This is a genomic window from Treponema sp. R8-4-B8 (assembly GCF_054786175.1).
Genome location: NZ_BDHE01000034.1, coordinates 1 through 4,413 on the forward strand (window position 1 = coordinate 1; position 4,413 = coordinate 4,413).

A 4,413-nucleotide genomic window follows, 5' to 3' on the forward strand; every position below is an offset into this window, starting at 1 on the left:
ATATTCATTTAATCCTCCATCAATTTTTTAAAATGTTCCATCAGTTTTTCTACAAGGTCAGGATCATCAGCAGAAAATAATTTACTTAAATCTGTTACTTCTCTATCCGATTTATCTGAAATTTTACTTTTATCCGAATTATTGTCTTCTGGAGGTAATGCTGTGAGACAGTGTAATGTTAGTAAGTTGGTTGTTTGCGAAAGCGTTATTGCCAATAGAAGTAACGCTGTTCGGAATTACAATGCTTGTTAATTGGTTGTTTCTAAAAGAACCGTTCCCAATAGAATTAACGCTTGCGGGTATGGTAACGGTTTTCAGCTTGTTGTTTGAAAAGGCTTCATTCCCGATAACGGTTACGGTTTCAGGAATTTTTACAACAGTTAATTGTTTTGAAGAATACTCGTTATCTTTTATAGAAGTTATACCTGTTGGAATTGTAATGTCATTTTGCTGATTTTCAAGCTGCCACCAGTTTTCAGGCGTAGTATTATTGCCGGTAACTTCTATTGGTTTATTCGTTTCTACCCCCTTTGAATGAATGCCTGATTGATTTTGTTCCGGCGCTGTAGCGATAATAACTCCTTCCGTATTTTCAAGGGGATTATTTTTATTGTCTTTAACAGGTTTATTTGTTTTTTTATCTTCATTGGACGGCGTGGTAATAATAACCATTTTTTGGTTATCAATATCATCATAATTGTTTTCATCAATGGTTTCTGTTCCTTCCACAATAATTGGTTCGTTTTGACTGCCAACATTGCGCCACTTTGTAATGTAAAAGACGAAAGCAAGGGCGATAAGCATAACTGCCGCAATTCCTATTCCGATTGCCATTGGGTTTTTTCGTATGTAATTTACTGTTTTTGGCCAATATCTTCTAAAATTTCCTCTGCTTTTATTTTCTCTTTCAAATTCAGGAATGACGGTATCTTTAACGGCGGCAAGGCGGGGCAGGTTTTCAATAGGATAAAGGCGGCTTAATTCTTCATCTGATTTTTTAATTGCCTCGTAACGGTTGCGGGTTTCACTGTCAGATAAGATCGCCGCTTCTACTATTTTGCGTTCATTTTCCGTAAGTTTGCCCATGTTATAGAGTTCAAGCGTTAACTCTGAAATGTAATCTGTTTTTTTCATTTCATAGTCCCCTCTAGTTTTGGTCTTGTTTTTTTTATAAAAGCTTTTATTTTTTTTGGAATCAATGATATGGATTTTCCTACTGTTTTCGATATTTCTCTATATTTCATACGGTCATAAAAATACATGTAACAATACAATTTAGTTTCCTCTGATTCATTTTCCAAAATTGACTCCAAAAGAAGTTTTGCGTCCAGCCGCTCAAAAGCGTCAATTTTTTCAGGGGGGTCGTCAAATAACGGCAGAGTCTCTTTCGGCCTTTCTTTTAAGCGGGTAAAGCACACTCTGGTTGCGTTTACCCAAAGAAGGGCTGCGTCTTTCTTTTCCTTTTCTATTTTGATTAAATCCATTCCCCTGCCTTCGGCTTTTATAAGCTTTAAAAAAACTTCCTGCGCCGCATCTTCGGCATCTTCCCTGTTGCGAAGTATAGATTCACAGCGCCTGAAAACATAATTGAAATATTTTTTATGCCAGTCAGCTACTGTTCTACCCAATTATTACCTCTTATAAAGACCATGTTTTTTGATTTTTTTACACCAAAAACTGAAAAAAATCAGATGTTTTTAGCCAAAAAAGCAGTCTTAAAGCCTTTATGGATAGATTTTACCAATAAAATTGATGTTTTCCAACCCTTTTTTACTAGTGTTTTCTGAAGCTGACCACAGCTATAAGGAGACTGTAGATATTGCCTTGTGCCGCCCATTGTAATGCAGGGAGCAAAGAAAAGAGAAAAAAGCGGAGAGCAAAGAACAATGAGAAAAAAGCTACAGGATTTTGTGGGTGATAAGGGCAATCCTGTGGCTTTTTTTATTTTTAATTTACACCCTTTTGGTGCGGTTTCTCCCTTGCGCCACTTTTATAAAGTAAACAAACAGGCGAATAATCGACGTTTTTTGACAGAAAAAAAATTTGCTATTAACAAATAATGGCATTTTTTGGGGGCGCACGCTCCCCCCGATGAAAAAAAACCGCTTGGAACTGTCAAGTATGACAAGTAAATACTGGTCTTGTCATGGTTTTTTCTTTTTTCTTCCATAGTACTTTAATCATTTATTTTATGACAATTAATTAATAAAAAAAAAGAAAAAGAAATAATATAAGTATATATAGGGAACTTTCCGAATTTGTGAATTTGTCTTGTCAACTGTCAAGATGGAGTACAACTCTTACGCTTCTTTATTTATCAATCGAGGGCGCACTGGCTCACCTAAAGGTACGCCACATTTTTACAAGTGGGGATTTTATTGTGTGCTACGCCATACCGACTTTTTCATATACAATCTACGGTTACGGAATGTTAATTTTTAAATGGGACGCTATTAATTATTTTTTTCAAAAATTTTTAGATACCTCGCTATGTCCGGGCGCGCTGCCTCACCTAAAGGTTCGGCGCATTTATTTAGAATGGGGATTTTATTGTGCGCCACGCCGTGCCACATTATTCATCTACACGGCTTCGCCGTGCTTAATTGAGCGCCGCAGCGCGGACGGCAAGATAAATCTTGCCTCAATTTTTCATCGTTTTAATCTGTTCGGCGCTGGAACGTGTTGAATTTTTCATCTACACCCTGCGGGTGCGGTTTATTGTTCCCCCCCTGCCCCCTTAATTTTCGGTAGTGAAAACACGAATTATAATTTGATTGATTTTTGTATTACTCCTTGTTGCTACTGGTTGCCCTGTATTGCTATCTGTTAGCGATAAAAAACAAAAAACAAAGCGAGAAAATCTTTTACTACATTGATAAAATTTCCAATTAAAAAATTATGGCTTTTTTAGGAGACGCGCACGCTCCCCAAGAATTGGTAACAGCAGCATCCATGCTGCCAAGTGAAAAAATTCGTGTATCATGGTGTATGGTTATGTAGGATTAATAAAGGATTATGCTACACTTTTTTTATTGCTCCCTGTTGCTCACTATTACTCCCTATTATTCCCTATTACTATATTTTTATTTATTTGTGTATCTTAAATAAAAAAAAAGGAAACTTATAAATATATATATAATATATATATAGAAGTGGCAAATTCGTCTTTTATGCTACATAGCTACACTTTCAATGCTTCATTTTCTGGCGGTTTTTTCGCACGGCGCACTGGCTCACCTAAAGGTTCGCCGCATTTTTACAAGTGGGGATTTTATTGTGCGCCACGCCATGAAGAATTATTTATCAACACGGCTTAACGCCGTGCATTATCGGGCGGGGGTTTCAGCGATTAAAATTAACAGGTTGTAATTCCAAGAGGGAGTAAAACACTCGCTTTTTTATTTAACAAACGAGAGCGGTTTGTTTAGACAATTGCCCCTGCGAAAAAGCCGCCTTTTTTTATGATTTAATTATCAATGGTTTTTTATGGCGGTTTTTTCGCATTGGGGTCTTAGCGACTAAATTTTCAAGTTGGAATATTAAGAGGGATTTATTTTACCGCTTTTTGTTTAACAAATGAGAGCGGTTTGTTTAGACAATTGCCACCCTGCGAAAAAACCGCCTTTTTTAAAGATTTACTTGACGATAATTTTTTATGGCGGTTTTTTCGCAGGGGGCATCAGCGATTTATTTTTTTTAATTACGGAATTTGGGAAGGGTATTTTAGCCACGAAGCCGTGTGGCGTAGTTCGCTTCTCTTGTTGTTATACGAAACGCTGGGCGGGGATACCACGCATATCTGCGGCGGAACGTAGGGTTTTGAAAAGCCGTTAATTGCCAACAGGCAAGGCGGCAGAATGGCACGTTATGTACCGAAGGGGATAGTTGGGGCTTAAACAGGGAGTAAATATAAAAATTTAAAATAAATGTACTGCAAGGGGTGATGTTTTTATTTTGCGTTAGCCCAACTATACATAACGTCGCATTCTGTTGCCTTGCCCAATAATCGCCCAATTGCATATAACCGTGCAGAGGTATACGACGCCTGACCACTAAAAATACAAATTTGGTTTTTACTTTGTTTTTGGCTTTCAGTATTTTTAGTGGTCAGGTGTGGGTGAGGGAAATTTGGGAGTAATTTTTTATTTTGTTACTTTCTGCCCGAACCCCGAGCCGAAGGCGAAGCGTATACCGACGGTTATATGCAGTTGGGCTTTAGCGGATAATGCTTACACTTAAAATAATGCCAAAACCCGTAGTGTAGCCGCCGAATTACGCTGTGCCTGTGGGTTTCGCAGGTCGGGCGGGGAATTACGACTTTTTCCACACGGGTTTTATTATGCGTGTTTTGCGGCATTTTGCGAAGGGCGGGTTGCCGGGGTTTTTTGTGCCTTTTATTTATTTTATTATAGC

Annotated in this window: 4 protein-coding genes; 2 read left to right on the forward strand and 2 right to left on the reverse strand. The window is 37.8% G+C overall.

The genetic code is table 11. The features are described 5' to 3' along the window. Positions 1–138: 138 nt before the first annotated feature. Positions 139–1,134 (reverse strand): leucine-rich repeat domain-containing protein, encoded by a 996-nt coding sequence (locus ACYVRA_RS05655; protein WP_461251777.1) that lies wholly within the window; start codon positions 1,132–1,134, stop codon positions 139–141. Then, on the reverse strand, positions 1,131–1,628 hold the full coding sequence (locus ACYVRA_RS05660) for an RNA polymerase sigma factor (protein ID WP_461251778.1): 498 nt from the start codon (positions 1,626–1,628) through the stop codon (positions 1,131–1,133). The genes ACYVRA_RS05655 and ACYVRA_RS05660 overlap by 4 nt, the downstream gene beginning before the upstream one ends. A gap of 198 nt (positions 1,629–1,826) precedes the next feature. On the opposite strand from ACYVRA_RS05660, the gene ACYVRA_RS05665 reads away from it, so the two are divergent. Beyond that, entirely contained in the window at positions 1,827–2,060 is a 234-nt protein-coding gene (locus ACYVRA_RS05665) for a hypothetical protein (RefSeq protein WP_461251779.1), read from the forward strand. Between the two features lie 1,132 nt (positions 2,061–3,192). Further along, a complete protein-coding gene (locus tag ACYVRA_RS05670) occupies positions 3,193–3,369 on the forward strand; it encodes a hypothetical protein (RefSeq protein WP_461251780.1) in 177 nt (58 codons plus the stop codon). The last annotated feature ends 1,044 nt before the right edge of the window (positions 3,370–4,413 follow it).